Source organism: Pseudomonas fluorescens (assembly GCF_902497875.1).
Classification (GTDB): Bacteria; Pseudomonadota; Gammaproteobacteria; order Pseudomonadales; family Pseudomonadaceae; genus Aquipseudomonas; species Aquipseudomonas fluorescens_BR.
Map to the genome: position 1 here is coordinate 125,560 of NZ_CABVHY010000009.1, position 24,981 is coordinate 150,540.

Sequence of the window (24,981 nt, forward strand, 5' to 3'; positions counted from 1 at the left end):
CTCAGCTTCTTTGTAAGAAGCACGATGCTTTGTCGTGCAGCATGCGCTGTTTTTCTTGCGGTTACAGGTTCGTAACAATTCATTTCAACGCAACGGCGCGAAGCATAGCGCAGCACTCGTCGCAATTCCCCGCATAAAGCTGGTCAAGTGCGCTGCCCATCGCTAGAATTGCGCACTTTTTGATCAGAGGCGCGTCAAGCGCCCATCCGTCGCCTTGCCACCCGCGGCTTGAGGCGTCACAAAACCGAGGTTAGCTATGTCCACCGTCACCACGCCGGCCGCCCCCAAGGTCGGCTTTGTATCTCTGGGTTGCCCGAAAGCACTGGTCGACTCCGAGCGCATCCTTACGCAACTGCGTATGGAAGGCTATGAAGTCGTGTCCACCTATCAGGACGCCGATGTCGTGGTGGTCAACACTTGCGGTTTTATCGACAGCGCCAAGGCCGAGTCCCTGGAAGTGATCGGTGAAGCCATCAAGGAAAACGGCAAGGTCATCGTCACCGGCTGCATGGGTGTCGAAGAAGGCAACATCCGCAAGATCCACCCGAGCGTGCTCGCAGTGACCGGCCCGCAGCAATACGAGCAAGTGGTCAACGCCGTGCACGACGTGGTCCCGCCGCGTCAGGATCACAACCCGCTGATCGACCTGGTGCCACCACAAGGCATCAAGCTGACCCCGCGCCACTACGCCTACCTGAAGATTTCCGAAGGCTGCAACCACAGCTGCAGCTTCTGCATCATCCCGTCGATGCGCGGCAAGCTGGTCAGCCGTCCGGTCGGTGACGTGCTCGACGAGGCCCAGCGCCTGGTCAAGTCCGGTGTCAAAGAGCTGCTGGTGATTTCCCAGGACACCAGCGCCTATGGCGTCGACGTCAAGTACCGCACCGGTTTCTGGAACGGCGCGCCGGTAAAAACCCGCATGACCGAACTCTGCGAAGCGTTGAGCAGCCTCGGCGTCTGGGTACGTCTGCACTATGTCTACCCGTACCCGCACGTCGATGAGCTGATCCCGCTGATGGCCGCCGGAAAAATCCTGCCGTACCTGGACATCCCGTTCCAGCACGCCAGCCCGAAAGTCCTCAAGTCCATGAAACGCCCGGCCTTCGAAGACAAGACCCTGGCCCGGATCAAGAACTGGCGTGTCATCTGCCCCGACCTGATTATCCGTTCGACCTTCATCGTCGGTTTCCCCGGCGAAACCGAGGAAGACTTCCAGTACCTGCTCGACTGGCTGACCGAAGCCCAGCTCGACCGCGTCGGCTGCTTCCAGTACTCGCCAGTCGAAGGCGCACCGGCCAATGACCTGGACCTGGAAGTGGTACCGGACGAGATCAAGCAGGACCGCTGGGATCGCTTCATGGCCCATCAACAAGCCATCAGCTCGGCTCGCCTGCAGCTGCGCATCGGCAAGGAAATCGAAGTACTGATCGACGAAGTCGACGAGCAAGGTGCGGTTGGCCGCTGCTTCTTCGATGCCCCGGAAATCGACGGCAACGTCTTTATCGACGACGCCAGCGACCTGAAACCAGGCGACAAGGTCTGGTGCCGGGTGACCGACGCCGACGAGTACGACCTGTGGGCTGAGAAGCGCTAAAGCGTAGAAAATTGAAAAGCCCTGCTCCTGACGAGATGCGGGGCTTTTTTACGTCTATCGTTTTGTGAAATAAAAGGACATCCGCCACCACCTGCATAAGGAACCGGCGACATGCGTCATCACGCGGTCATCCATACGCCGAAACACAGCGACTATGAGGAACTCACCCGGATCTGGGAGGCCTCGGTGCGCGCCACCCATGATTTCCTCCCAGACAGCTATATCGACCTGTTGAAGAACCTGGTGCTGACCCGTTACCTGGATGCCGTGATGCTGATCTGCACCAAGGATCATCGCCAACGCATCACCGGTTTTGCCGGCATCGCGGCGGGCAAGATCGAAATGCTCTTTATCGACCCCGACCACCGCGGTCAGGGACTGGGCAAACAATTGCTCAAGTACGCCATCGAACACTTGAATGCCGATGAACTGGACGTCAATGAACAGAACCCGCAGGCCTTGGGCTTCTACTACAAGCTGGGGTTCGAAGTAATCGGCCGTTCGGAGCACGACGGCATGGGCCAACCCTATCCGTTGCTGCATATGCGTCTGAAACAGGCCAATCAGCGGGCACAAAGCGGCTAAAAGCCACAGTCTTCAAATGGACCCGCGATTAACCGGCGCCAGGCAGGTACAATGGGCGCCCTCTTTTGTTACGGCCCCTGTCATGAATGACCCGATTCGTCTCTCCAAACGCCTCATCGAACTCGTCGGCTGTTCCCGTCGGGAGGCTGAGCTGTTCATCGAGGGCGGCTGGGTCACGGTGGACGGCGAAGTCATCGATGAGCCGCAGTTCAAGGTCGACACCCAGAAAATCGAGCTCGATCCCGAGGCCAAGGCCACTGCGCCGGAGCCGGTGACCATCCTGTTTCACGCGCCGGCGGGCATGGATGCGGAAAGTGCCATGCAGTTGATCGGCCCTGAAACCCTGAGCGAAGAACACCGTTACAGCAAGCGCCCGCTCAAAGGGCACTTCCTGCGCCTGACCGCCAGCTCGGACCTGCAAGCCAACGCCAGTGGCCTGCTGGTGTTCACCCAGGACTGGAAGATTCTGCGCAAGCTCACCGCCGACGCCAGCAAGATCGAGCAGGAGTATGTGGTCGAGGTCGAGGGAGACATGGTCGCCCACGGCCTCAATCGCCTGAACCACGGCCTGACCTACAAGGGTAAGGAACTGCCGGCGGTCAAGGCCAGCTGGCAGAACGAAAACCGCCTGCGCTTTGCGATGAAAAACCCACAGCCGGGTGTTATCAAGCTGTTCTGCGAAGCCGTCGGCCTCAAGGTCGTTGCCGTTCGTCGTATTCGCATCGGTGGCGTCTCCATCGGCAAAGTACCGGTCGGCCAATGGCGCTACCTGTCCAGCAAAGAGAAGTTCTAACAGCTTCTTGCGTTGCCATACATTTCGACGCCGCACGCTTGTCTGCGGTGTTCACAGCTGATTGATCAGGATTGCCAACATGATTCATAACGATGTACTGCGCAGCGTGCGCTACATGCTCGACATCAGTGACAACAAAGTCGTCGAGCTGATCAAGCTCGGCGGTCTGGAAGTTACCAAGGAAGACGTCCTCACTTACCTGAAAAAGGATGAGGAAGAAGGTTTCGTCCATTGCCCGGACGAGGTCATGGCGCATTTTCTAGACGGACTGGTGTTCTTCAAGCGCGGCAAGGACGAAAGCCGTCCGCCGCTGCCGGTCGAGCTGCCGGTGACCAACAACGTCATCCTGAAGAAACTGCGAGTGGCCTTCGAACTGAAGGAAGACGATATGCACGCGATCCTCAAGGCCTCCGATTTCCCGGTGTCCAAGCCAGAGCTGAGCGCGCTGTTCCGCAAGTTCGGCCACACCAACTACCGCACCTGCGGTGATCAACTGCTGCGCAACTTCCTCAAGGGCCTGACCCTGCGCGTTCGCGGCTGATTGCCCTGGTTTCAGGTGGCTGGACCCAGCCACCTGAAACGGCATGCCTGCTCATTCCGCTGCACAATAATGGCTCCGCTTTTCGCGCCTGACGACTAGGGTATGCACTCCCTATCGAGCTCAGGATTCGCCATGCACCCTTACTTCTCCCTGCAAGGCCGCACCGCCCTGGTGACCGGCGGCACCCGTGGTATCGGCAAAATGATCGCCAAGGCCTTCGTCGAAGCCGGGGCGACGGTGTATGTCTGTGCTCGCGATGCCGAAGCCTGTCAGCAGACTGCCGACGAATTGAGTGCCTTGGGCGTCTGTCATGCCATCTGCGCCAATCTCGCCAATGAAGAAGGTGTGCAGCTATTGGCCAGCCGTCTGGGGGAGCAAATCAGCCAGCTCGACATTCTCGTGAACAACGCTGGAACGACCTGGGGCGCGCCTTTGGAGAGTTATCCGGTCAAGGGCTGGGAAAAGGTCATGCAACTGAACGTGACCTCGGTATTCAACTGCATCCAGCAGTTCCTGCCATTACTGCGCAAGGCTGGTTCGGCGGCGAATCCGGCACGGATCATCAACATCGGCTCGGTGGCCGGGATTTCCTCGTTTGGCGAACAGGCCTACGCCTATGGCCCGAGCAAGGCCGCCCTGCACCAGCTGTCGCGGATACTCGCCCGCGAGCTGGTCAGTCAGCACATCAACGTCAACGTCATTGCCCCCGGACGCTTCCCGAGCAAAATGACCCAGCACATCGGCAACGACGAACAGGCACTGGCCGAAGATACTGCCCTGATCCCGATGAAACGCTGGGGCCGCGAGGAAGAAATGGCCGCACTGGCCATCAGCCTGGCGAGTACCGCCGGGGCTTACATGACCGGGAATATCATCCCGCTGGATGGCGGGTTCAGCCTTTAAATCTTCACATCGACTATGATGCCCGCATCTCCCCCGCTCCGACCCCAGACCATGACCTACAGCGTTTCCCCGATCGGCTTCGTGCGCTCCTGCTTCAAGGAGAAATTCGCCATTCCCCGCCAGCCGCAACTGGCACCGGCCGCCCGTGGCGTTCTGGAACTGGTGGCGCCGTTCGATCAGGGCGATGCCGTGCAAGGGCTTGAGCACGTGAGTCATGTCTGGTTGCTGTTCCTGTTCCATCAGGCCCTGGAAGACAAACCACGACTCAAGGTCCGTCCGCCTCGCCTGGGCGGTAACAAATCCATGGGGGTGTTTGCCACCCGCGCTACCCACCGCCCGAATGGCATCGGCCAGTCGGTGGTCAAGCTCGACAAGGTCGAAGCCAATCGTCTGTGGATCTCCGGTATCGATTTGCTGGATGGCACGCCGATTCTCGACATCAAGCCCTACGTACCCTATGCCGACATCGTCGATACGGCATCCAACAGCATCGCTAGCGCCGCTCCCGAGCTGATTCCTGTGCAGTGGACGGACATAGCACTGCAACAGGCCCACACGCACGCTCAGCGCCTGCAAGAGCCATTGCTGGAGCTGATCGAGCAGTGTCTGGCCCAGGATCCGCGTCCGGCCTACCAGGTGCCTGCAGCCGAGCGAGAATACGGCGCACAGTTCTGGGATCTGGATGTGCGCTGGCATTACCCGGAGCCCGGCCTGATCCGCGTATTGGAAGTCATTCCCGCCGAGTAACCCACGGAAACGAAAAAGCCCGCGCTGCCTTCTCAGACAACGCGGGCTTTTCATTGATCGGGTTCGCTTACTTCTCGACGAAGGCGCGCTCGATCAGGTAGTCGCCAGGCTCACGCATCCGCGGAGAAACCTTCAGGCCGAAGCTGTTGAGCACTTCGCTGGTTTCATCGAGCATGCTCGGGCTGCCGCACAACATGGCGCGGTCGTCCTGCGGATTGATCGGTGGCAGACCAATATCGCTGAACAGCTTGCCGGTACGCATCAGGTCGGTCAGACGCCCTTCGTTCTCGAACGGCTCGCGGGTCACGGTTGGGTAGTAGATCAACTTGTCACGCAGCGCTTCGCCAAAAAACTCGTTCTGCGGCAAATGCTCGGTGATGAACTCGCGGTAAGCGACTTCGTTGACGTAACGCACGCCATGGCACAGGATCACTTTTTCGAAACGCTCGTAGGTTTCCGGATCCTGGATGACGCTCATGAACGGCGCCAGACCGGTACCGGTGCTGAGCAGGTACAGATGTTTGCCCGGCTTCAAATCGTCCAGCACCAGGGTGCCGGTCGGTTTTTTGCTGATGATGATCTCATCGCCTTCCTTCAAATGCTGCAACTGGGAAGTCAGCGGACCATCCTGAACCTTGATGCTGAAGAACTCGAGATGCTCTTCCCAGTTGGGACTGGCAATCGAGTAAGCGCGCATAAGCGGCCGGCCGTTGGGCTGTTGCAGGCCGATCATCACGAACTGACCGTTCTCGAAGCGCAGGCCCGGGTCGCGGGTGCACTTGAAGCTGAACAGGGTGTCGTTCCAGTGATGAACACTGAGGACACGCTCGTGGTTCATGTTGCTCATGTACGGGGGCTCCTAGAAATTGCCTGCGCCGACAATGTGCGCAATTGCATCGCATTCTAATGGCGGCGACAATATCTGTTAAATGGATTATTAAGATAAGGGTTATCGGTTATATAGATATGCGATTTACTCTCCGTCAACTTCAAGTATTCGTCGCTGTCGCCCAGCAGGAAAGCGTGTCCCGTGCTGCGGGTCTGCTCGCGCTTTCTCAATCGGCCGCCAGCACCTCGATCACCGAGCTTGAGCGCCAATCCAGCTGCCAGCTATTCGATCGCGCCGGCAAACGCCTGAGCCTCAATGCCCTGGGTCGCCAACTGCTACCGCAGGCCGTCGCGCTGCTGGACCAGGCCAAGGAAATCGAGGACCTGCTCAACGGCAAGTCAGGCTTTGGCTCACTGGCGGTCGGCGCGACGCTGACCATCGGCAATTACCTGGCAACCTTGCTGATCGGCAGGTTCATGCAGCTGCACCCGGAAAGCCAAGTGAAGCTCCATGTGCAAAACACCGCCAACATTGTGCAACAGGTTGCCCACTATGAAATTGATCTGGGTCTAATCGAAGGCGACTGCAGCCACCCCGATATCGAGGTGCAAAGCTGGGTCGAAGATGAGCTGGTGGTGTTTTGCGCACCGCTGCATCCCCTGGCAAAGCGCGGTCAGGCAAGCATGGAAGAGCTGACCCACGAAGCCTGGATACTGCGCGAACAAGGCTCGGGAACCCGGCTGACCTTCGACCAGGCCATGCGTCATCACCGCAGCACGCTGAACATCCGCCTCGAGCTCGAACACACCGAGGCGATCAAACGCGCGGTGGAATCCGGTTTGGGGATTGGCTGCATTTCGCGCCTGGCGCTACGCGATGCGTTCCGTCGCGGCAGCCTGGTGCCGGTAGAAACGCCGGACCTGGATCTGGCGCGACAGTTCTATTTCATCTGGCACAAACAGAAGTACCAGACATCGGCCATACGCGAATTTCTCGATTTATGCCGCGCCTTCACTGCCGGGGTGCGGCGCAGCGACGAGATAGTCCTGCCGACGATCGCGTGAACAGTCGTTAAAGCAGAATCACCGCCCAGACCACGGCAATCATGCTCAAGGCGACAAGCTGGGCAGCGCTGCCCATGTCCTTGGCATTTTTCGACAGCGGGTGCAGGTCCAGGGAAATCCGGTCGATCGCTGCTTCCACTGCCGAATTGAGCAGCTCGACAATCAATGCCAGCAGGCACACGGCAATCAGCACAGCCCGCTCAACCCGACTGACGCTGAACAGAAAGCTCAACGGAATCAGGACAACGTTGAGCAACACCAATTGACGAAACGCCGCCTCACCCGTGAAAGCCGCGCGCAGACCGTCGAGAGAGTAGCCGGAGGCGTTGAGGATACGTTTAAGACCGGTTTGACCCTTGAAAGGCGACATAAGGTAGGCAACTGAGCAAAAAGGAGTGGGGAAGCTAGTTTAACGAAAGTCAAAATAGCGTGAAGGAACAGGTCACTGGTTACTTGAAATTGACTCAAGTTGTTGCAAAAGCAAGGCAGCCTGAGTCCGGGTCCGCACCCCCAGCTTACGGAAGATCGCCGTAACATGGGCCTTGATCGTGGCTTCCGAAACACTCAACTCGTAGGCAATCTGCTTATTCAGCAGCCCTTCACACACCATAGTCAACACGCGGAACTGCTGCGGAGTCAGACTCGCCAGACCAGCGCTGGCGGCCTTGGCCTCGGCTGAAACGCTGATCTCTTCGAAGGCTTGCGGCGGCCACCAGACGTCGCCGTCCAACACACTGCGTACCGCTTTCTGAATGACTTCCAGCGAACTCGACTTGGGGATGAAACCGCTGGCGCCGAACTCACGGGAGCGCACCATGATCGATGCCTCTTCCTGCGCCGACACCATCACCACCGGGATCTGCGGATATTGGCCGCGTAACAGCACCAGCCCGGAAAAACCGTAAGCACCCGGCATGTTCAGATCCAGCAGCACCAGATCCCAGTCAGCTTTTTCAGTCAGGCGGGTTTCCAGCTCGGCAATGCTCGCAACTTCCACCAGGCGAACTTCAGGACCAAGGCCCAGGGTCACCGCCTGATGCAGCGCGCTACGAAATAAAGGGTGGTCATCGGCAATCAGGATTTCGTATGTGGCCATTTTTCAAATGATCCCGTTTTTTTATGGGAGGTCTGAAGAATTCAGTCCTCGCCAACGCAATACTGGGTAAACAGCCAAAAAGGCCGTACCCACAGGGCACGTTCAACGCCAAGAGCCCGGAAAGCCAGCGTTCAAAACCTCGGTTGCGCCCTAATCGGCGCCAAGCATGCCCAGCGAAACCGGGGTGGTCAAGCGGGATACTTTGCGGCAAAGTCATCGGCTGACTAATACAGAGTGCCATCATGCGAAGCCAAGCCTTGCGTGCCGATGTCCTGATGCTTGTGACTGCCATGATCTGGGGCTCCGGATTTGTCGCACAAACCTCCGGAATGGATCATATCGGCCCGTTCCTCTATTCCGGCCTGCGCTTTACGCTTGGCTCGCTCTGCCTGCTACCGCTGGTGTTGCGGGGCAATCGCCAGAACACCCACAGCGAACCCTTCCTCACCAAAGGCCTGCTCGTCGGCGGGGGGCTGATGGGACTGGCACTGGCTCTCGGAATCAACCTCCAGCAGGTCGGCTTGCTGTTCACCAGCGTGACCAATGCCGGCTTCATTACCGGCCTGTATGTCATTGTAGTGCCACTATTGGGTTTGGTGATTGGGCATAAAACCGGAATGGGTACCTGGCTCGGTGCACTGTTGGCCGTAGTGGGGATGTTTCTGCTCAGTGTCGGCGAGAATTTTCAGGTCGCCTCAGGAGACTGGCTGCAACTGATCGGAGCCTTTGTCTGGGGCGCACATGTGGTGCTGGTCGGGGTTTTCGCCAGTCGGCATGACCCGATTCGCCTGGCCTTCCTGCAATTCGCCACCTGCTCGGTGGTCAGCCTGGCGCTGGCGCTGGTCTTCGAGACCTTCCAGTGGGACGCCATTATCGCCGCCGGACCGGCCATTGTGTATGGAGGTATGGTTGCGGTGGGCATCGGCTACACACTGCAAGTGATCGCACAAAAGGATGCGATCGCCTCCCATGCAGCGATCATCTTCTCGCTGGAAGCGGTCTTCGCCGCCATCGCCGGCGCCTGGCTGCTCGATGAGTCCTTGCAGCTGCGCGGCTATTTCGGCTGCGCACTGATGCTCACGGGCATGCTGGTGGCGCAGCTCTGGCCGAAGAAGCTGCAGTTGGTAAGCGCCTGACCTAGAGAAAAGGCTTCAGGCGGCTATGAGGCTGGTCGTCCGGATCAATCGGCTGCTGGAATTTCGCCGCCAGATAATGGGTGCTGAACACATCCAGATAGGCGTCCAGCACCTCACTGGCCGGTTGATCCTCGGCCAGTTCCAGGCATAAAGCGGCCACTTCCGCGGTACAGAAGTGATCGTCGCGCTTGGAGCGCCTTAGCTTGTAGCGCGAAAGCTGCTCGGGCTCCAGGCTGAGCACTGGCAAGTGCTCCAGATAAGGACTCTTGCGAAACATTTTGCGCGCCTCACTCCAGGTGGCGTCCAGCAAGATGAACAGCGCACGCTTACCCTCCTCGAGCTTGACCTCGGTGACCACACGCTCCGGCGCGACAAACTCACCCGGAAATACGATGTAGGGTTGCCACTGCGGGTCGGCGATCAGCGCCAGTAACCCCGGTTCGACTTCCGTGCGCGACCAGGGGAAGGCGCTGGTGTCAGCAATCACATCGGCAATCAGCCAACCGGTATTGCTCGGTTTCAACGGCTCGACATCATGCATGACCAGGCACATCGCCGATTTTGCCGAAACGTGCGGGCGCCAGGCACACATGCAATGACTGGGAATAACCCGACACCCCGGGCAGCGCTCCGCTCGCGACCCCCGCGCGACGAAGGGGTTGAGGGCACGGGCCAGGCGCTGGGCGCGCAACCTGGAAACGGCGTGGCTCATGGCAGGCATGGCTGGCAAGGGGAAAGAATCGACACGAAAGAACTCGGCTGGGTGAAAGGTCGTCGCAGTTTACCAGAGCAACCGCGCAAGCCTGTACCGTCCACACCGGCTCCCCTATAATTCCCCGTCACTGAACGCACAGTCCTGTGGCTGGTCGAAGCAACAGTCACTGAACCAGGAGAGTTTCATGCTGCGCCTTATCGTTCCCACCGCTGCCGTTTTGCTGGCGTCGTCCTTCAATGCTCAGGCTGCATCCTTGAAAGACATGGAGCTGAGCAAAATGCTGCAAAACGTGGCCACCCAGAGCAGCGTCGGCACGCCGCGGGCGATCAACGAAGACATTCTCGATCAGGGCTATACCGTTGAAGGCAAAGAGCTGATCAACCACCTGAGCGTGCAAAGCAGCCATGCCGACAAGATGCGCGCCGACCCCAAGGCGGTCTACTTTCAGCTGGGTTCTACCGTCTGCAACAACCCGGGCTTTCGCAAGCTGATGGCCAAGGGCGCGATCATGCGTTACGAGTTCACCGAAGTTAAAACCAACCGCCCGGTGGCCACCGAACGCTTCAAGGAATCCGACTGCCCGCAGCAGAAGAAGAAAAAGTAAAGATTACAGCGCGAGCACGCCACAAGCGCTTGCAGCTCATGCAAGCGCCACAGGGCGTTGACGACACTCATCTACAAAGCCCGAAGGAGTGGCCTGCGCCGCCCCTTGCAACAGTCGATACCGCTGCGTATCGAGTTCCCATTACCAGCCTTGCTCCCTCTGACTCCCTAACGCAAACGCGATCAAACCTTCAGCCCTGAAGCCTTGCGCCCGCTCCTTGAAGCCAGAATGTCCTGCCGTGGTTGCCACTTAGTAAATCAGAGCCCCGGCCACCTGGTGCAGGTTCTGACGAGTGGTGAAACTGCATCTCGAATCGGCAATAAGCTATTGCCAGCCAAGACTTTCCAGGCACATGATCAAGTCAGCAAAAATCGCCGAGAGGGTCTAGATTCAGTGTGTTGACGCTAATTTTTTCGGGGCAGGAAAGGGGGATGCCCACTCGCGTCTTGCAGTGCGAATGTTTCTTTCATCCAAGAAAGCAGAACCTGTATGGATGACGCGATTGCCACATCAATGCTTCAGGCTCTATCGAGTCAGTTGTAGTGCTCAGGCGTTAGCCTGGTCTGACACCGACACATGCAGTGTCGTGGCGCTGGCGAATATTCGCTCGGGCCAAAGGTTCTGTGCAGAAGGAGAAGTTGAATGCCTTACGAACCGAATGACCTCCTAAGTCGTCATTTTCAAAGCAACGGTATCGACCTCACCAGCAAGGTCGAAGAGCAACTCAACCTGGTTTCACCCAATAGCCCGAATATTCCGATTTATCGCGACATGATATTGACTGTCTTGCGCATGGCCCAGGAAGACCACAATCGCTGGAATGCCAAGATCACACTGCAAGCCCTGCGCGAACTGGAGCACGCCTTCCGGGTGCTGGAGCAGTTCAAAGGTCGACGCAAGGTCACTGTCTTTGGTTCGGCCCGAACGCCGATCGAACACCCTCTCTACGGCCTGGCCCGGGAACTCGGTGCGGCACTGGCGCGCTCGAACCTGATGGTCATCACCGGTGCCGGGGGAGGCATCATGGCTGCCGCCCATGAAGGCGCCGGCCTCGAACATAGCCTTGGATTCAATATCACCCTGCCATTCGAGCAGCATGCGAATCCAACCGTCGAAGGCACATCCAACCTGCTGCCTTTCCACTTTTTCTTCACTCGTAAACTATTTTTCGTCAAGGAAGCCGATGCTCTGGTTCTTTGCCCTGGCGGCTTTGGCACGCTGGATGAAGCACTGGAAGTACTGACACTGATCCAGACCGGTAAAAGCCCGCTGGTACCCGTGGTGCTACTGGACGCTCCGGGCGGCAATTTCTGGCAAGGCGCCCTGGACTTCATTCGCAATCAACTGGAGGACAACCGCTACATTCTGCCCAGCGACATGAAGCTGATCTGCCTGGTGCACAGCGCCGAAGACGCGGTTGAGCAAATCAACCAGTTCTACAGCAACTTCCACTCCAGTCGCTGGCTCAAGCATCAGTTTGTAATCCGCATGAACCACAAACTCAGCGAGCAGGCGCTCGAACACATGCAAACGGCCTTTGCCGACCTGTGCCTGAGCGATCACTTTCACCAACATGCCTACAGTGGAGAGGAACACGACGACGCACAGTTCAGTCACCTGGTGCGACTTTCGTTCACCTTCAACGCCCGCGATCATGGTCGCCTGCGTGAACTGGTCGACTTCATCAACCTGCCGGAAAACTGGGCCAAGACTCAGTCCAAGACGCAACAACGCGCGCGAGAACCGATCAAGGTCACTTGATCGACAAGCAACTCAGTGGCTCGCACGCTCAGACACCGCGTTCACGAGCCACACCTGTCAGTCATCCAGCCCGCGGCCGCTCAACAAGCGGCCGATCATTTCCATTGAATAACCCCGATAACTCAGAAAGCGGCCCTGTTTGGCCCGCTCACGGGCATCTATTGGCAAATGCCCGGCAAACTTGCGGCGCCAGGTGTCTTCCAGTTGCTCTTGCCAACTGATGCCACACTCGCGCAAGGCGAGTTCAATATCGGCACGTTGCAGGCCACGCTGGCTCAACTCTTCGCGAATACGCAAAGGGCCATAACCGGCTCGGGCACGGTAGGAGACGAAGCTTTCGAGGTAACGGGATTCGGACAGCAGGCCTTCTTCCGTCAGACGGTCAAGTGCCGTGTCGATCATTTCTGAGGGGGCGCCGCGCTGACGCAGTTTACGCGTCAGCTCGACTCGACCGTGCTCGCGTCGCGCGAGCAGGTCCATTGCGGTTCGTCGCACCGCGACGAGTGTATCGAGTACGACGGTCATCGGATCAATCAGATATCAGCGTCGGCCAGATCGTCGACAGTCTCGCGGGTCGCATTGGCTTTCACGTCTGGCGCAGGAGTCAGCAGTTTGTCGCGGATCTGCTTCTCAAGGGTCGCCGCGATATCCGGGTTTTCCTGCAGGAACTTGGCCGAGTTGGCTTTGCCCTGACCGATCTTGCTGCCGTTGTAGGCATACCAGGCACCGGATTTTTCCACGAAACCATGCAGTACGCCGAGATCGATCATTTCGCCGTTCAGGTAAATGCCCTTGCCGTAGAGAATCTGGAACTCGGCCTGACGGAACGGTGGAGCCACCTTGTTCTTGACGACTTTGACGCGGGTTTCGCTACCAACGACTTCGTCACCTTCTTTCACCGCGCCGGTACGGCGGATGTCCAGACGAACCGAAGCGTAGAACTTCAGTGCGTTACCACCGGTGGTGGTTTCCGGGCTGCCGAACATCACGCCGATTTTCATCCGGATCTGGTTGATGAAGATCACCAGGCAGTTGGCGTTCTTGATGTTACCGGTGATCTTGCGCAGTGCCTGGGACATCAGTCGGGCTTGCAGGCCCACGTGCATGTCGCCCATCTCGCCTTCGATCTCGGCTTTTGGTACCAGGGCCGCCACGGAGTCGATGACGATCACGTCGATGGCGTTGGAGCGCACCAGCATGTCGGTGATTTCCAGCGCCTGCTCGCCGGTATCCGGCTGGGAAACCAGCAGGTCGTCGACGTTGACCCCCAGTTTTCCGGCATATTCCGGATCCAGTGCGTGCTCGGCGTCGACGAAGGCGCAGGTGGCGCCCATCTTCTGTGCCTGAGCAATCACGGAGAGGGTCAGGGTGGTTTTACCCGAAGATTCCGGACCGTAGATTTCAACGATACGGCCTTTTGGCAGGCCGCCGATGCCCAGAGCGATGTCCAGACCCAGAGAGCCAGTCGAGATAGCCGGGATCGCCTGACGGTCATGATCGCCCATACGCATCACGGCACCCTTGCCGAATTGACGTTCGATCTGACCCAGGGCCGCAGCCAAGGCTTTCTTCTTGTTGTCGTCCATTAAAGTCCTCACGTAATCAATAAGGCCTGACGGCCAACACCTGTATAAGTAGCCAGTATTATTCCACAGCGGTTGAGGATCGCCTACCCCTGATTTGAGATTTCTCCCGCAGCATGTTGCAGCAGCCCCTCTAGCGCGGCCTTCACCGTTTGTCGGCGGACTTCGTCGCGACTGCCGGGGAAGTGTCGGCACTCGGTAATCATCCTCTCGCCCACCCCCCAGGCCAGCCATACCGTGCCCACTGGCTTGTTCGGCGTACCACCGTCGGGTCCGGCCACGCCGCTGACCGCCACGGCAAACCGCGCCCGGCTCTTGGCCTGGGCGCCCCGGACCATGGCCTCGACCACCTCGCGACTGACTGCCCCGACCTGATCGAACAGCGCGGTGGGTACTTCCAGTTGCTGGGTTTTCTGGCGATTGGAATAGGTGACGTAACCGGCCTCGAACCATGCCGAACTGCCCGGAATACGGGTGATCGCTTCGGCGATTCCACCGCCGGTGCAGGACTCGGCCGTGGTGACGTGGGCATTGAGAACCTGCAAGCGCCTGCCAAGTTCAGCGGCAAGCTGAGTGATTTCGTTCACGGATCTCTCCTGATCAGGCTGGCATGAGGCCTACCGTACACGAGCGGATAGCGCTTGCAAGGCTCAGGCTCGATCCAAATGAGAACGACTGCAAGCGTAGGCTCTACCCTCCCCCGGCTCGCGCATCGAGCTACCAGGAGGGGGGGCCGGCCACCTCCTGAAATTGTCTAGCGATCCTGCGTGGAGTCACGGGGCGGCACGTCGCACACACCCAGTTTCCTGGTCGCCCATCGCTCGTAGAGCCCTATGGCGACATCGGCTCCCGCCATCGCGGTGAGGCAACCGAAGGCACCGGCGGCCCAGATCGACAGACCGGCGGCATACAACAGCATGATCGCCGATACCCCGCAGATCATGCAGGCGCCGGAGCGCAAGATCAGGCGCCGGACCAGCGACCAGCCACGAGCGCCCTCCTTGTCCGCGCGCCACATTTCGCCAGACACTCCGCCGATAAGGGCGAGGATCGTGACCAGCCAGATCGGCATGTCCAACAACGCCTGCTCATATGTCATGTCGCGCCTCCTGAATAGAGAACCATCAACGAATTGGCTGAGTGCCGGCCTGCTTGCGCATCCGTCCAGCACTTCATGCCTGGCCGTTGGCATTTAACCGTTTCGAGTCGTTGTCGAGCGGTTGACACCCAGAATATGCATGCATGCATATACAGTCAATGCATATATGCATTTATTCACCGCAAAGAAAATGCACTGACGCATAGCTCTAGGCCGCGGGCCCCAGGCCGTTTTCTACAGACGAAAAAAAGCCCGCTCAGTGGCGGGCCTGATCACACTAACCGTGGTTATCGGGCGTACATGCCCCACCAGAAGACATGACCGAGGATGATGATCTGTTCTTCCTGGATTTCCTGGAAGCTGTAGTCCTCGTCCGGATGTTCGTCGCGGTTGAAGCTGCGCAGCCGGATCCCGGAAGGCAGGCGGTAAAGCTGCTTCACCCGCAACTGGCCGTTATGGTTGATCGCATAAAGGTCGCCATCGACGATATCGCCAATCCCGCACTTGCCGGCATTGACCCCGACCGTGGCGCCGTCCCGCAGCACCGGCAGCATGCTGTTGCCGCGAACGGTCACGCATTTGGCCTGATCGAACTGCACGCCGTTGTGCCGCAGGCTGCGCTTGCCAAAGCGCAGGCTGGCCTTCTCGCTTTCCTCAATAACGAATCTTCCTGATCCAGCAGCCAATTCAACCTCGCGCAGAAAGGGGATCGACACCTCATCATCATCGATGGGGGTGTCATCGTCCCACAGGCTTATGTCCTTGAGCTCCGAGTGGGGCCCCTCGCGCACCGCGCCTTTGCCCGGCGCGGCATCCCCGCGCCCGCGCAATTGATCGGTGCTCACACGAAAGTACTCGGCGATCCGCGAGATGTGCTTATCCGAAGGATCGGCAATCTTGCCGCTGAGAATGCGCGAGAGGGTTGATTGCGGCACGCCGGTTCGACGGTGAAGCTCCGTGGGGGAGATCCCGTGGCGATCGAGCAGCTCTCTCAAGACGGTAGAAACGTTGCGTTTATGCATAATTAACATAGTGAAGGTTCTTCGTGCCGATGACAAATGCTGATTCGCATAAATCATGCATAGACCCACCCTGGGCGAGCTGAACCTTCATGCCTGCGAAGGGCGGACTGCCCGTGGTAACCTTGCGCCCATCGCGAAAAAGCCGGGCCAAAAGGGTCCCGTTTTTGCCCCCCACTTTTGACGAATCGCCCTAAATCACTGATGAATAAAGCACTTTCAGACTTATCCAGCCACACGCCAATGATGCAACAGTACTGGCGCCTGAAGAACCAACACCCTGATCAGTTAATGTTCTACCGCATGGGTGACTTCTACGAGATCTTCTACGAAGACGCGAAGAAAGCCGCCAAGCTGCTGGACATCACCCTGACGGCGCGTGGGCAGTCGGCCGGGCAGGCAATTCCGATGTGCGGAATTCCTTACCACGCAGCTGAAGGCTATCTGGCCAAGCTGGTGAAGCTCGGTGAGTCAGTGGTGATCTGTGAGCAAGTCGGCGATCCGGCGACCAGCAAAGGTCCGGTGGACCGCCAGGTGGTACGTATCATTACGCCGGGCACGGTCAGCGATGAAGCGCTGCTCGACGAACGCCGGGACAACCTGATTGCCGCCGTGCTGGGTGACGAACGTCTGTTCGGCCTGGCTGTACTGGACATCACCAGCGGTAACTTCACGGTTCTGGAAATCAAAGGCTGGGAAAACCTGCTGGCGGAGCTGGAGCGGGTCAATCCGGTCGAGCTGATGATCCCGGATGACTGGCCAAAGGACCTGCCGGCCGAGAAGCGCCGCGGTGTTCGCCGTCGTGCGCCATGGGACTTCGAACGGGATTCGGCGCTCAAAAGCCTTTGCCAACAGTTCTCGACCCAAGACCTGAAAGGCTTCGGCTGCGAGAACCTGACCCTGGCCATCGGCGCTGCCGGTTGCCTGCTCAGCTACGCCAAGGAAACCCAGCGCACGGCCCTGCCGCACTTGCGCCGCCTGCGCCATGAACGCCTCGACGACACCGTGGTGCTGGATGGCGCCAGCCGGCGCAACCTGGAGCTGGACACCAACCTTGCCGGTGGCCGCGACAATACCCTGCAATCGGTGGTGGATCGTTGCCAGACCGCCATGGGCAGCCGTTTATTGACCCGCTGGTTGAATCGTCCGCTGCGTGACTTGCAGATCCTGCAGGCCCGCCAGACCTCGATCACCTGCCTGCTGGATAGCTATCGCTTTGAAAAGCTGCAACCGCAGCTCAAGGAAATCGGCGATATCGAACGGATCCTCGCCCGGATCGGCCTGCGTAATGCCCGCCCACGGGACCTGGCACGTCTGCGCGATGCGCTGGCGGCCTTGCCGGAACTGCAAGTGGCGATGACCGAACTTGAGGCCCCTCACCTCAATCAACTGGCGGTGACCACCAGTACTTACCCCGAGCTTGCGGCTCTGCTGGCAAAAGCCATCATCGACAACCCGCCAGCGGTGATCCGTGACGGCGGCGTACTGAAAACCGGTTACGACGCCGAGCTGGATGACCTGCAATCGCTGAGCGAAAACGCCGGGCAGTTCCTCATCGATCTTGAAGTGCGCGAGAAAGCCCGCACCGGCCTGGCGAACCTCAAGGTCGGCTACAACCGAGTTCACGGTTACTTCATCGAGTTACCGAGCAAACAGGCCGAACAGGCACCCGCGGACTACATACGCCGCCAGACCCTCAAAGGTGCCGAGCGTTTCATTACGCCGGAACTGAAGGCTTTCGAAGACAAGGCGCTATCGGCCAAGAGCCGCGCCCTGGCTCGCGAGAAGATGCTCTACGAAGCACTTCTCGAAGACCTGATTGCGCAATTGCCGCCGTTGCAGGACACCGCCGCGGCACTGGCCGAACTGGACGTGCTGAGCAACCTGGCCGAACGGGCACTGAACCTGGACCTGAACTGCCCGCGCTTCGTCAGCGAACCGTGCATGCGTATCACTCAGGGCCGTCACCCGGTGGTCGAGCAAGTGCTGACCACGCCATTCGTGGCCAACGACCTGAACCTGGATGACAACACCCGGATGCTGGTGATCACCGGTCCTAACATGGGTGGTAAATCCACTTACATGCGACAGACCGCATTGATCGTGTTGCTGGCGCACATCGGCAGCTTCGTGCCGGCCGCCAGCTGTGAGTTGTCCCTGGTGGACCGGATCTTTACCCGGATCGGCTCCAGCGATGACCTGGCCGGTGGACGTTCGACCTTCATGGTCGAAATGAGCGAAACCGCGAACATCCTCCACAACGCCACCGAACGCAGCCTGGTGCTGATGGACGAAGTCGGTCGCGGCACCAGCACTTTCGACGGCCTGTCGCTGGCTTGGGCTGCGGCCGAACGCCTCGCCCATTTACGCGCCTACACCCTGTTCGCCACCCACTACTTCGAATTGACGGTGCTGCCGGAAAACGAGCCACTGGTGGCCAACGTCCACCTCAATGCCACCGAGCACAACGAACGGATTGTCTTCCTGCACCACGTTCTGCCCGGCCCTGCCAGCCAGAGCTACGGCCTGGCGGTTGCACAGTTGGCCGGCGTGCCCACGGAGGTCATCGTGCGGGCTCGCGAGCATCTGAGCCGCCTGGAAACCACCAGTCTGCCGCATGAAGTGCCAAGCCCTACAAAGAGCAAGGCGTCCGTCCCACAGCAAAGCGATATGTTCGCCAGCCTGCCGCATCCGGTACTGGATGAGCTGGCCAAACTTGATCTGGATGACTTGACTCCACGCAGAGCGCTGGAAATGCTCTATACATTGAAGACACGGATCTAACGCATAGCTGTACAAGCTGTTAGAATCTCGCGCGGTTTGGGATGCTGCAGGTTATTAGCCTGGTCTGCAGACTATCGCTCCCGAACCTGGCGAACCCCGTCCTGTAGGGGCTCCGCTGCCGCCGCCTGAGGAGAGAATTAGAAATGACCTTCGTCGTCACCGACAACTGCATCAAGTGCAAGTACACCGACTGCGTAGAAGTCTGTCCGGTGGACTGCTTTTACGAAGGACCGAACTTCCTGGTGATTCACCCGGATGAGTGCATCGACTGCGCGCTTTGCGAGCCAGAATGCCCTGCAGTGGCCATTTTCTCCGAAGATGAAGTCCCGGAAGATATGCAACAATTCATTCAGTTGAATGTTGAGCTGGCCGAAATCTGGCCCAACATCACCGAGAAGAAAGAATCGCTGCCGGATGCAGAAGAGTGGGATGGCGTGAAGGGCAAGATCAAAGACCTCGAACGCTGATAGATGCCGCGTGCTGGAAAAGGCCCCCTTGTGGGCCTTTTTGCTTTGTAGGACAGACAAAAAAAAGGGGCGGTTTGACCCGCCCACATTTTTCCTTAGTCCCTGTATTCCTTTTCATCGTCCTGATGAATCGCTTCCTGCGATGTCCTTTAACCATCGTCCTTGATGGCTGTGCCTATCCGTTGACACAGCACTGATAGTAGAAGGTTCCCCGCCAAGAGCAATCACTGCGCCGGGGCCCGACAATGCTCGAGCGTTCATCGCGGCACTTGGAAAAACGCTTCAGAATCAAACCACTAAGAAAAATCACCAACACTAATGGACGCCTACCTTCAGGCAAGGAAACCGAACACTTACGAGAGAGTAGGCAAAGGCCTACAACAACTGAAGGCTAAACCTGAAAGACCGAAAGGCCAGCGCCCTGTCATTCAGTGATCTTGAGCGCAATAAAAAGCCCCGAACCAGTCGGGGCTTTTTATTGTCGAGTAACGCGCTCCCATTACTGGAACAGCGACTCACTCGACAGGCCGTTCTTCTCCAGAATCTCTCGAAGGCGTTTGAGGCCTTCAACCTGAATCTGCCTCACCCGCTCGCGGGTCAGACCAATCTCCAGGCCTACGTCTTCCAGTGTGCTGCTCTCGTGACCGCGCAACCCGAAGCGGCGAATCACCACCTCACGCTGCTTGTCCGTCAGTTCCGAGAGCCACTGATCAATGCTTTGTGACAGATCATCGTCCTGCAGCAACTCGCAAGGGTCTGTTGGACGATCATCGGTCAAAGTGTCGAGCAGGGTTTTATCCGAATCCGGACCCAGCGAAACGTCAACCGAAGAAACCCGTTCATTGAGGCCCAGCATGCGCTTGACCTCTCCCACCGGTTTTTCCAGCAGGTTGGCGATCTCTTCAGGGGAAGGTTCATGATCGAGCTTTTGTGTCAGCTCACGTGCTGCCCGCAGGTAGACGTTGAGCTCTTTGACCACATGAATCGGCAACCGAATGGTTCGGGTCTGATTCATGATCGCGCGCTCGATGGTTTGACGAATCCACCAGGTTGCGTAGGTCGAAAAGCGGAAGCCGCGTTCCGGATCGAATTTTTCCACTGCACGGATCAAACCGAGGTTGCCCTCTTCGATCAGGTCGAGCAGTGACAGCCCACGATTGACGTAGCGCCGAGCGATTTTCACCACCAGCCGCAGGTTGCTCTCAATCATGCGTTTGCGCCCGGCCGGATCACCACTTTGCGACAAGCGTGCAAAATGAACTTCTTCTTCCGGGGAGAGCAATGGGGAAAAGCCGATTTCATTGAGATACAACTGGGTCGCATCGAGCGCCCGGGTGTAATCGATGTACTTGTGTTGCTTTAGTGAAGCGGAGTGTTTGGATTTTGCGCGAACCGAGGGTGTAACAGCCCCCTCATTCGGCATCGTATCCGTAGCGACGCCGGCCTCCATCAGGAGAACCTCATCGTCGATGTCAAACTCCGGCACTTCTTTACTGAGAGCCATTGTTATAGTCCTTTGGTGAGTTCGACCTCAAGCTCGAGCGACGCCTTTATCCTTGGCAACGCTGGAGCCTGTTCCTCCTACGTGAGGGAACAGGCTGGTAACCGATCAACGACGCGGCAGGAATTGCAGCGGATCTACAGGTTTACCCTGACGGCGAATCTCAAAGTGCAGTTTCACCCGGTCTGTACCAGTTGACCCCATTTCGGCAATAGCCTGTCCGACCTTGACCTGCTGACCCTCCCGAACCAACAGCCTACGGTTGTGGCCGTAAGCACTTACGTAGGTATCGCTGTGTTTGATAATGACTAATTCGCCGTAGCCCCGCAAGCCACTCCCGGCGTATACAACCGTGCCATCAGACGCAGCTAAAACAGGCTGTCCCAAATCTCCGGCGATATCAATGCCTTTATTCAAACTCCCGTTTGAAGAGAATTTACCGATCAAAATACCGTTGGAAGGCCAGCCCCAGCCAGTGGGCGCAGGCCCCGCAGGCGCGAGTGGCGGTGCGACCGGCTTGCTCGCGACACTGGTTGTAGTGCCGACTGCAGTGCCGGCGGCGGCACCGGCCGGGCGGCGAAATACCGTGGTTTTACTGGAAGAGGACGGTGTTGAATCGACCTTGGTAACCACCGCTGTCGGCGTTGAACCTGAACGGCCGTCGAAGCGAATCGTCTGACCCGGGTGAATGGTGTAAGGCACCGGAATATTGTTACGTGCCGCCAGGGCCTTGTAGTCCCAGCCATAACGAAAGGCGATCGAGAACAACGTATCGCCGCGGCGAACTACATACTGGCCAGTGGTCACGGCTGGCCGCTGGGCCGCCGCGTTATTGCGGTCGACCACCCCCACGCTACTTGAAGGTTTGCTGGAGCACGCAACCAGCATGGTACTCAAGACAAGGCCAATCACCAGTCGCTGAAAGCTTGTTATATCCATACGCTGCGCAATGACTGTGAGACTCACCCGCCGCTCCCTATGTGGTGGCTGATAATAAAGTTTGCCTGTTCAGGCCTGGAGTGTCGCCAGTATAACCATCCGCTTCGGGTTTACCGCTGACAAAGCGAATCCGGAGCATACCGCCGTTGACTGACGTTCAATCGCGTTTATCCGAACAGTCCCGCTGTAAGACAAACGCGACCAAACAGAATTCATCGCTATTAAACAAATACTCAGGCCAATGGCCCGTTAAGCAGGGGCACGAAGCGCACGGCGCCCAGTACATGCCGAGAGAAGCCCTGTTCTTCACGGATGATCAACATCAATTGTTGCACTTCACCAGCGCCGACCGGGATCACCAGCCGCCCTCCGGGAGCCAGTTGATCAAGCAAGGCTTGAGGGACATCGGTGGCGACCGCGGTGACAATGATGCCGTTGTAGGGTGCCAGCGCCGGCCAACCTTCCCAGCCATCGCCCCAACGAAACACCACGTTGCGCAGTTTCAATTCCACCAGGCGTTCCTTGGCGCGATCCTGCAGCACCTTGATCCGCTCGACCGAAAATACCCGCTCAACCAGTTGTGCCAGCACCGCCGTCTGATAACCCGATCCGGTACCAATCTCCAGCACTTTGTCCAGGGGACCGGCCTCCAGCAGCAGCTCGCTCATGCGAGCCACCATGTACGGCTGGGAAATCGTCTGGTTATGGCCAATGGGCAACGCGGTGTCTTCATAGGCGCGGTGCGCCAGTGCCTCATCGACGAACATATGACGCGGAGTACGACGGATCACCTCCAGCACGTGGGGGTTGGTAATACCTTCCTCGTACAGCCGCTGAATCAAGCGCTCGCGGGTTCGTTGAGACGTCATACCGATACCTCGGCGCATCAGGTCGTCTGGTTCACGCCGCATCAGTTCAGCCCCTCCAGCCAGCCATCGAGACTACTGAAGGCATCGTTGAAGGTGCGATCGAGCTGTAACGGGGTGATCGAAACATAACCTTGCATCACCGCATGAAAGTCAGTGCCCGGGCCGCCGTCTTCGGCGTCGCCTGCCGCTGCGATCCAGTAGCCGGCCTTGCCCCGCGGATCGACCATTTTCATCGGTGCCGCAGCACGGGCACGATGGCCCAGACGGGTCAGCTGGATGCCACGAATGTGATCGAGAGGCAGGTTGGGGATATTCACATTCAGTACCGTACGCGGCGGCAATTCCAGCTGGGCATGAGCCGCCACCAGTTTGCGCGCGAAGTAGGCGGCGGTCGACAGGTTCTCTACCTGGCGCGACACCAATGAAAAAGCGAACGATGGCAGCTCAAGGAAACGCCCTTCCAGTGCGGCGGCGACGGTACCGGAATACAGCACGTCGTCGCCCAGGTTGGCACCCAGGTTGATCCCGGAAACCACCATGTCCGGTTGCTGCTCCAACAAGCCATTGAGGCCCAGGTGCACGCAGTCGGTCGGTGTTCCGTTGATGCTGATAAAACCGTTGGCCAGGGTTTGCGGATGCAACGGACGGTCGAGCGTCAGCGAACTGCTGGCGCCACTTTTGTCTTGCTCCGGGGCGATAACCACGCACTCGGTGTAATCCGCCAGCGCAGCATAAAGCGCGGCGAGACCGGGTGCTGTTACCCCATCGTCGTTAGAAATCAGAATACGCATGGGCTGTCCGTCTGCCCCACCGGCACCAGATCGACAAGTTCGCGCACCAATACAGTGGCGAAGCATCCGGCCGGCAGGACGAATTCCAGTTGCAGAATGTCGGGCTCGGGATAATGCCACGTCAACCCACCAATGGGCAGCCGCAGGATGCGACGCTCGTGGCTCATTCCGGCATTGATCAACCAATCGCGCAGATCGGCTTCGCGAGCGGCAATTTCCTGTTCCAGTACATGGACAGCGCCGGCCGCCGGCGAGTCACCTTCGCCCCACTGCGGGCCGGTCGGATGCAGGTCGAGAATCGCCAGACGTGGATCGCTGCACTCGGCTTCACCCGCCGGAAAGAAACTGCGGCTGTCGGTAAAGGCCAGCAGATCGCCGACCTGGGCACGCTGCCAGGTGCCATCAGCGACGCGCGCCGCCAACACCTGGTTGAACAGAAAACTGCGGGCAGTGGAGAGCAACCGGGAACGCACGTTGCGCTGCTCCGGCAGAGCCTTGCGCGCGGCCCAATCACGAGCATCAACCAGATTACCGCCGTTATGCCCGAAGCGCTGGGCGCCGAAATAGTTGGGGATGCCTTGTTTGGCAATCAATTGCAGACGTTCTTCAATCGCGGCCTTGTCGCCGGTAAACCGGGTCAGGCGCAAAGTGAACCCGTTGGCCGAGTGGGCACCGCGTTGCAATTTGCGTTTATGCCGGCCGGTCTTGAGGATTTTCAGCGTGTCGTTTTCCGCCGCCGACAGATCAGGGTCGGCCTTGCCCGGCAACTGCACGCTGAACCACTGGCGAGTCAGTGCCTGTCGGTCCTTGAGGCCCGCGTAACTGACGGTGCGCAATGACACGCCCGCAGCCTTGGCAATCCGCCGTGCCGCTTCTTCGGTATTCAGGCCACGTTTTTCCACCCAGATCCACAGGTGTTCGCCGTCGCCGCTCAGGGGAATATCGAGAACTTCGTCGACCTGGAAATCTTCCGCCGTGGCTTTCAGTACCGCGGTGCCGAGGGCTTGGCCATAGGCCCGCGGACCGAGCAATTGCAGTTCGTTCATGCGCGCAGCAACAAGGCAACGGAATGCACGGCAATGCCTTCTTCGCGACCGACAAAGCCGAGCTTTTCGGTGGTGGTAGCTTTCACGTTCACTTGATCCAACTCAACTTGAAGATCCGCGGCAATCAGCGCGCGCATCGATTCGATATGCGGGGCCATTTTCGGCGCCTGGGCGACGATGGTGTTATCGACATTACCGACTTTCCAGCCCTTGGCGTGGATCAGTGCGACGACGTGGCGCAGCAGCGCACGGCTGTCCGCGCCCTTGAACTGCGGATCGGTGTCCGGAAAGTGCTTGCCGATATCGCCTAGCGCAGCTGCGCCCAGCAACGCATCGCTGAGGGCGTGCAGCAAGACGTCACCGTCGGAGTGGGCGAGCAGCCCGAAGCCGTGGGCAATCCGCACACCGCCCAGAGTAATGAAATCGCCTTCAGCGAAACGGTGCACATCATAGCCGTGGCCAATACGCATAAAAAAACGCCCCGATTTTATTCAGGGCGTGATTCTACCTGCTTT

General features: G+C 58.6%; 27 protein-coding genes. 12 read left to right on the forward strand and 15 right to left on the reverse strand.

Annotation, left to right across the window (positions count from 1 at the left end; genetic code table 11):
- Nucleotides 1-256 precede the first annotated feature (256 nt).
- The 6 genes from rimO to tsaA all read left to right on the forward strand — a co-directional run bounded on the left by rimO (nucleotide 257) and on the right by tsaA (nucleotide 5,163).
- Nucleotides 257-1,594 (forward strand): 30S ribosomal protein S12 methylthiotransferase RimO, encoded by a 1,338-nt coding sequence (gene rimO / locus F8N85_RS11030; RefSeq protein WP_150803653.1) that lies wholly within the window; start codon nucleotides 257-259, stop codon nucleotides 1,592-1,594.
- A gap of 111 nt (nucleotides 1,595-1,705) precedes the next feature.
- Entirely contained in the window at nucleotides 1,706-2,179 is a 474-nt protein-coding gene (locus F8N85_RS11035) for an acetyltransferase (RefSeq protein ID WP_150803654.1), read from the forward strand.
- A gap of 82 nt (nucleotides 2,180-2,261) precedes the next feature.
- Nucleotides 2,262-2,972 (forward strand): rRNA pseudouridine synthase, encoded by a 711-nt coding sequence (locus F8N85_RS11040; RefSeq protein ID WP_150803655.1) that lies wholly within the window; start codon nucleotides 2,262-2,264, stop codon nucleotides 2,970-2,972.
- 79 nt (nucleotides 2,973-3,051) lie between these two features.
- Nucleotides 3,052-3,513, forward strand: coding sequence for a DUF1456 family protein (locus F8N85_RS11045; RefSeq protein ID WP_150803656.1), 462 nt, complete (start codon nucleotides 3,052-3,054; stop codon nucleotides 3,511-3,513).
- 132 nt (nucleotides 3,514-3,645) lie between these two features.
- Complete coding sequence (locus F8N85_RS11050) at nucleotides 3,646-4,416, forward strand: SDR family oxidoreductase (RefSeq protein ID WP_150803657.1); 771 nt, start codon at nucleotides 3,646-3,648, stop codon at nucleotides 4,414-4,416.
- Between the two features lie 51 nt (nucleotides 4,417-4,467).
- Entirely contained in the window at nucleotides 4,468-5,163 is a 696-nt protein-coding gene (gene tsaA / locus F8N85_RS11055) for a tRNA (N6-threonylcarbamoyladenosine(37)-N6)-methyltransferase TrmO (protein WP_150803658.1), read from the forward strand.
- A gap of 67 nt (nucleotides 5,164-5,230) precedes the next feature.
- Here tsaA and F8N85_RS11060 read toward each other — a convergent pair whose 3' ends face one another.
- On the reverse strand, nucleotides 5,231-6,010 hold the full coding sequence (locus F8N85_RS11060) for a ferredoxin--NADP reductase (RefSeq protein WP_150803659.1): 780 nt from the start codon (nucleotides 6,008-6,010) through the stop codon (nucleotides 5,231-5,233).
- A 119-nt stretch (nucleotides 6,011-6,129) separates the two neighbouring features.
- On the opposite strand from F8N85_RS11060, the gene F8N85_RS11065 reads away from it, so the two are divergent.
- Entirely contained in the window at nucleotides 6,130-7,056 is a 927-nt protein-coding gene (locus tag F8N85_RS11065) for a LysR family transcriptional regulator (protein WP_150803660.1), read from the forward strand.
- 7 nt (nucleotides 7,057-7,063) lie between these two features.
- Here F8N85_RS11065 and F8N85_RS11070 read toward each other — a convergent pair whose 3' ends face one another.
- Together F8N85_RS11070 and erdR are read right to left on the reverse strand one after the other, a co-directional pair.
- A complete protein-coding gene (locus F8N85_RS11070) occupies nucleotides 7,064-7,426 on the reverse strand; it encodes a diacylglycerol kinase (RefSeq protein ID WP_150803661.1) in 363 nt (120 codons plus the stop codon).
- A 72-nt stretch (nucleotides 7,427-7,498) separates the two neighbouring features.
- Nucleotides 7,499-8,152: a response regulator transcription factor ErdR gene (erdR, locus tag F8N85_RS11075; protein ID WP_150803662.1), complete on the reverse strand. Its 654-nt coding sequence runs from the start codon at nucleotides 8,150-8,152 to the stop codon at nucleotides 7,499-7,501.
- Between the two features lie 242 nt (nucleotides 8,153-8,394).
- Between erdR and F8N85_RS11080 the strand changes: the two genes are divergently transcribed.
- Entirely contained in the window at nucleotides 8,395-9,288 is an 894-nt protein-coding gene (locus F8N85_RS11080) for a DMT family transporter (RefSeq protein ID WP_150803663.1), read from the forward strand.
- A 1-nt stretch (nucleotide 9,289) separates the two neighbouring features.
- Here F8N85_RS11080 and F8N85_RS11085 read toward each other — a convergent pair whose 3' ends face one another.
- Nucleotides 9,290-10,000: a tRNA-uridine aminocarboxypropyltransferase gene (locus F8N85_RS11085; RefSeq protein WP_150803664.1), complete on the reverse strand. Its 711-nt coding sequence runs from the start codon at nucleotides 9,998-10,000 to the stop codon at nucleotides 9,290-9,292.
- A 187-nt stretch (nucleotides 10,001-10,187) separates the two neighbouring features.
- Between F8N85_RS11085 and F8N85_RS11090 the strand changes: the two genes are divergently transcribed.
- Together F8N85_RS11090 and F8N85_RS11095 are read left to right on the forward strand one after the other, a co-directional pair.
- A complete protein-coding gene (locus tag F8N85_RS11090; RefSeq protein ID WP_150803665.1) occupies nucleotides 10,188-10,607 on the forward strand; it encodes a quorum-sensing-regulated virulence factor family protein in 420 nt (139 codons plus the stop codon).
- 642 nt (nucleotides 10,608-11,249) lie between these two features.
- Entirely contained in the window at nucleotides 11,250-12,368 is a 1,119-nt protein-coding gene (locus F8N85_RS11095; protein ID WP_150803666.1) for a TIGR00730 family Rossman fold protein, read from the forward strand.
- Nucleotides 12,369-12,425: 57 nt separating this feature from the next.
- Here the strand turns inward: F8N85_RS11095 and recX are convergent, their stop codons facing one another.
- The 5 genes from recX to F8N85_RS11120 form a co-directional block, all read right to left on the reverse strand.
- Entirely contained in the window at nucleotides 12,426-12,893 is a 468-nt protein-coding gene (gene recX / locus F8N85_RS11100) for a recombination regulator RecX (RefSeq protein ID WP_150803667.1), read from the reverse strand.
- Nucleotides 12,894-12,901: 8 nt separating this feature from the next.
- Nucleotides 12,902-13,954 (reverse strand): recombinase RecA, encoded by a 1,053-nt coding sequence (gene recA, locus F8N85_RS11105; RefSeq protein ID WP_150641674.1) that lies wholly within the window; start codon nucleotides 13,952-13,954, stop codon nucleotides 12,902-12,904.
- Nucleotides 13,955-14,037: 83 nt separating this feature from the next.
- Nucleotides 14,038-14,538: a CinA family protein gene (locus F8N85_RS11110; protein WP_150803668.1), complete on the reverse strand. Its 501-nt coding sequence runs from the start codon at nucleotides 14,536-14,538 to the stop codon at nucleotides 14,038-14,040.
- A 167-nt stretch (nucleotides 14,539-14,705) separates the two neighbouring features.
- Complete coding sequence (locus F8N85_RS11115) at nucleotides 14,706-15,050, reverse strand: phage holin family protein (RefSeq protein WP_150803669.1); 345 nt, start codon at nucleotides 15,048-15,050, stop codon at nucleotides 14,706-14,708.
- A gap of 287 nt (nucleotides 15,051-15,337) precedes the next feature.
- Nucleotides 15,338-16,081 (reverse strand): helix-turn-helix transcriptional regulator, encoded by a 744-nt coding sequence (locus tag F8N85_RS11120; protein ID WP_191636157.1) that lies wholly within the window; start codon nucleotides 16,079-16,081, stop codon nucleotides 15,338-15,340.
- A 192-nt stretch (nucleotides 16,082-16,273) separates the two neighbouring features.
- Between F8N85_RS11120 and mutS the strand changes: the two genes are divergently transcribed.
- Nucleotides 16,274-18,853: a DNA mismatch repair protein MutS gene (gene mutS / locus F8N85_RS11125; RefSeq protein ID WP_150803670.1), complete on the forward strand. Its 2,580-nt coding sequence runs from the start codon at nucleotides 16,274-16,276 to the stop codon at nucleotides 18,851-18,853.
- A gap of 143 nt (nucleotides 18,854-18,996) precedes the next feature.
- A complete protein-coding gene (fdxA, locus tag F8N85_RS11130) occupies nucleotides 18,997-19,320 on the forward strand; it encodes a ferredoxin FdxA (protein WP_008154011.1) in 324 nt (107 codons plus the stop codon).
- A 499-nt stretch (nucleotides 19,321-19,819) separates the two neighbouring features.
- On the opposite strand, the gene rpoS is transcribed toward fdxA, so the two are convergent.
- The 6 genes from rpoS to ispF form a co-directional block, all read right to left on the reverse strand.
- Nucleotides 19,820-20,824: an RNA polymerase sigma factor RpoS gene (gene rpoS, locus F8N85_RS11135; protein ID WP_150803671.1), complete on the reverse strand. Its 1,005-nt coding sequence runs from the start codon at nucleotides 20,822-20,824 to the stop codon at nucleotides 19,820-19,822.
- Between the two features lie 105 nt (nucleotides 20,825-20,929).
- Nucleotides 20,930-21,787: a peptidoglycan DD-metalloendopeptidase family protein gene (locus F8N85_RS11140; RefSeq protein WP_150803672.1), complete on the reverse strand. Its 858-nt coding sequence runs from the start codon at nucleotides 21,785-21,787 to the stop codon at nucleotides 20,930-20,932.
- A 206-nt stretch (nucleotides 21,788-21,993) separates the two neighbouring features.
- Nucleotides 21,994-22,629: a protein-L-isoaspartate(D-aspartate) O-methyltransferase gene (locus tag F8N85_RS11145; RefSeq protein WP_191636158.1), complete on the reverse strand. Its 636-nt coding sequence runs from the start codon at nucleotides 22,627-22,629 to the stop codon at nucleotides 21,994-21,996.
- Nucleotides 22,630-22,670: 41 nt separating this feature from the next.
- Nucleotides 22,671-23,420 (reverse strand): 5'/3'-nucleotidase SurE, encoded by a 750-nt coding sequence (surE, locus tag F8N85_RS11150; protein WP_150803674.1) that lies wholly within the window; start codon nucleotides 23,418-23,420, stop codon nucleotides 22,671-22,673.
- A complete protein-coding gene (truD, locus tag F8N85_RS11155; protein ID WP_150803675.1) occupies nucleotides 23,408-24,466 on the reverse strand; it encodes a tRNA pseudouridine(13) synthase TruD in 1,059 nt (352 codons plus the stop codon). Before truD ends, surE begins: the two co-directional genes overlap by 13 nt.
- On the reverse strand, nucleotides 24,463-24,936 hold the full coding sequence (gene ispF, locus F8N85_RS11160) for a 2-C-methyl-D-erythritol 2,4-cyclodiphosphate synthase (RefSeq protein ID WP_020795989.1): 474 nt from the start codon (nucleotides 24,934-24,936) through the stop codon (nucleotides 24,463-24,465). Before ispF ends, truD begins: the two co-directional genes overlap by 4 nt.
- Nucleotides 24,937-24,981: the final 45 nt, after the last annotated feature.

Bases quoted from the DNA above. Each gene is read 5' to 3' on its own strand.
- rimO (WP_150803653.1), top strand. From the start codon at position 257: ATGTCCACCGTCACCACGCCGGCCGCCCCCAAGGTCGGCTTTGTATCT.
- F8N85_RS11035 (WP_150803654.1), top strand. From the start codon at position 1,706: ATGCGTCATCACGCGGTCATCCATACGCCGAAACACAGCGACTATGAG.
- F8N85_RS11040 (WP_150803655.1), top strand. From the start codon at position 2,262: ATGAATGACCCGATTCGTCTCTCCAAACGCCTCATCGAACTCGTCGGC.
- F8N85_RS11045 (WP_150803656.1), top strand. From the start codon at position 3,052: ATGATTCATAACGATGTACTGCGCAGCGTGCGCTACATGCTCGACATC.
- F8N85_RS11050 (WP_150803657.1), top strand. From the start codon at position 3,646: ATGCACCCTTACTTCTCCCTGCAAGGCCGCACCGCCCTGGTGACCGGC.
- tsaA (WP_150803658.1), top strand. From the start codon at position 4,468: ATGACCTACAGCGTTTCCCCGATCGGCTTCGTGCGCTCCTGCTTCAAG.
- F8N85_RS11060 (WP_150803659.1), bottom strand. From the start codon at position 6,010: ATGAGCAACATGAACCACGAGCGTGTCCTCAGTGTTCATCACTGGAAC.
- F8N85_RS11065 (WP_150803660.1), top strand. From the start codon at position 6,130: ATGCGATTTACTCTCCGTCAACTTCAAGTATTCGTCGCTGTCGCCCAG.
- F8N85_RS11070 (WP_150803661.1), bottom strand. From the start codon at position 7,426: ATGTCGCCTTTCAAGGGTCAAACCGGTCTTAAACGTATCCTCAACGCC.
- erdR (WP_150803662.1), bottom strand. From the start codon at position 8,152: ATGGCCACATACGAAATCCTGATTGCCGATGACCACCCTTTATTTCGT.
- F8N85_RS11080 (WP_150803663.1), top strand. From the start codon at position 8,395: ATGCGAAGCCAAGCCTTGCGTGCCGATGTCCTGATGCTTGTGACTGCC.
- F8N85_RS11085 (WP_150803664.1), bottom strand. From the start codon at position 10,000: ATGAGCCACGCCGTTTCCAGGTTGCGCGCCCAGCGCCTGGCCCGTGCC.
- F8N85_RS11090 (WP_150803665.1), top strand. From the start codon at position 10,188: ATGCTGCGCCTTATCGTTCCCACCGCTGCCGTTTTGCTGGCGTCGTCC.
- F8N85_RS11095 (WP_150803666.1), top strand. From the start codon at position 11,250: ATGCCTTACGAACCGAATGACCTCCTAAGTCGTCATTTTCAAAGCAAC.
- recX (WP_150803667.1), bottom strand. From the start codon at position 12,893: ATGACCGTCGTACTCGATACACTCGTCGCGGTGCGACGAACCGCAATG.
- recA (WP_150641674.1), bottom strand. From the start codon at position 13,954: ATGGACGACAACAAGAAGAAAGCCTTGGCTGCGGCCCTGGGTCAGATC.
- F8N85_RS11115 (WP_150803669.1), bottom strand. From the start codon at position 15,050: ATGACATATGAGCAGGCGTTGTTGGACATGCCGATCTGGCTGGTCACG.
- F8N85_RS11120 (WP_191636157.1), bottom strand. From the start codon at position 16,081: ATGTTAATTATGCATAAACGCAACGTTTCTACCGTCTTGAGAGAGCTG.
- mutS (WP_150803670.1), top strand. From the start codon at position 16,274: ATGAATAAAGCACTTTCAGACTTATCCAGCCACACGCCAATGATGCAA.
- fdxA (WP_008154011.1), top strand. From the start codon at position 18,997: ATGACCTTCGTCGTCACCGACAACTGCATCAAGTGCAAGTACACCGAC.
- rpoS (WP_150803671.1), bottom strand. From the start codon at position 20,824: ATGGCTCTCAGTAAAGAAGTGCCGGAGTTTGACATCGACGATGAGGTT.
- F8N85_RS11145 (WP_191636158.1), bottom strand. From the start codon at position 22,629: ATGACGTCTCAACGAACCCGCGAGCGCTTGATTCAGCGGCTGTACGAG.
- surE (WP_150803674.1), bottom strand. From the start codon at position 23,420: ATGCGTATTCTGATTTCTAACGACGATGGGGTAACAGCACCCGGTCTC.
- truD (WP_150803675.1), bottom strand. From the start codon at position 24,466: ATGAACGAACTGCAATTGCTCGGTCCGCGGGCCTATGGCCAAGCCCTC.
- ispF (WP_020795989.1), bottom strand. From the start codon at position 24,936: ATGCGTATTGGCCACGGCTATGATGTGCACCGTTTCGCTGAAGGCGAT.